The following is a 1,659-nucleotide window of genomic DNA, read 5'->3' as shown; positions in this document are numbered from 1 at the left end:
TTTTGATAAACAGTCGCTTGGGCCTATTCACTGCGGCTCTTCTGGGCGTGAACCCTAAAGAGCACCCCTTCTCCCGAAGTTACGGGGTCATTTTGCCGAGTTCCTTAACGAGAGTTCGCTCGCTCACCTTAGAATTCTCATCTTGACTACCTGTGTCGGTTTGCGGTACGGGCACCTGTTATCTATCTAGAGGCTTTTCTCGGCAGTGTGAAATCAACGACTCGAGGAAACAATTTCCTCTCCCCATCACAGCTCAGCCTTATGAGTGCCGGATTTGCCTAACACTCAGCCTTACTGCTTGGACGTGCACTCCAACAGCACGCTTCGCCTATCCTACTGCGTCCCCCCATCGATTAAAACGATACTAGGTGGTACAGGAATATCAACCTGTTATCCATCGCCTACGCCTGTCGGCCTCAGCTTAGGACCCGACTAACCCAGAGCGGACGAGCCTTCCTCTGGAAACCTTAGTCAATCGGTGGACGGGATTCTCACCCGTCTTTCGCTACTCACACCGGCATTCTCACTTCTAAGCGCTCCACATGTCCTTGCGATCATGCTTCGACGCCCTTAGAACGCTCTCCTACCATTGTCCAAAGGACAATCCACAGCTTCGGTAATATGTTTAGCCCCGGTACATTTTCGGCGCAGTGTCACTCGACTAGTGAGCTATTACGCACTCTTTAAATGATGGCTGCTTCTAAGCCAACATCCTAGTTGTCTGGGCAACGCCACATCCTTTTCCACTTAACATATATTTTGGGACCTTAGCTGGTGGTCTGGGCTGTTTCCCTTTCGAACACGGACCTTATCACCCATGTTCTGACTCCCAAGTTAAATTAATTGGCATTCGGAGTTTGTCTGAATTCGGTAACCCGAGAGGGGCCCCTCGTCCAAACAGTGCTCTACCTCCAATAATCATCACTTGAGGCTAGCCCTAAAGCTATTTCGGAGAGAACCAGCTATCTCCAAGTTCGATTGGAATTTCTCCGCTACCCTCAGTTCATCCGCTCACTTTTCAACGTAAGTCGGTTCGGTCCTCCATTCAGTGTTACCTGAACTTCAACCTGACCAAGGGTAGATCACCTGGTTTCGGGTCTACGACCAAATACTCAACGCCCTATTCAGACTCGCTTTCGCTGCGGCTCCACATTTGCTGCTTAACCTTGCATCAGATCGTAACTCGCCGGTTCATTCTACAAAAGGCACGCCATCACCCATTAACGGGCTCTGACTACTTGTAAGCACACGGTTTCAAGTTCTCTTTCACTCCCCTTCCGGGGTACTTTTCACCTTTCCCTCACGGTACTGGTTCACTATCGGTCACTAGAGAGTATTTAGCCTTAGGAGATGGTCCTCCCAGATTCCGACGGAATTTCACGTGCTCCGTCGTACTCAGGATCCACACAAGAGAGAATATGTTTTCGACTACAGGATTATTACCTTCTTTGATTCATCTTTCCAGATGATTCGTCTAACATGTTCTTTTGTAACTCCGTATAGAGTGTCCTACAACCCCAACAAGCAAGCTTGTTGGTTTGGGCTCTTCCCGTTTCGCTCGCCGCTACTCAGGGAATCGATTTTTCTTTCTCTTCCTCCGGGTACTAAGATGTTTCAGTTCTCCGGGTCTGCCTTCTGACATGCTATGAATTCACATGT

At 49.1% G+C, this 1,659-nt stretch carries 1 rRNA gene; it reads right to left on the bottom strand.

Going from position 1 to position 1,659, the window contains the following annotated elements:
• Positions 1-1,659, bottom strand: a 23S ribosomal RNA gene (locus ACFYOJ_RS36265); the annotation flags it as partial.

Source organism: Streptomyces sp. NPDC006384 (genome assembly GCF_042870695.1).
GTDB lineage: Bacteria > Actinomycetota > Actinomycetes > Streptomycetales > Streptomycetaceae > Streptomyces.
Note: the sequence above shows the minus strand (reverse complement) of the source record. Positions and strands in the feature narration are given on the sequence as shown.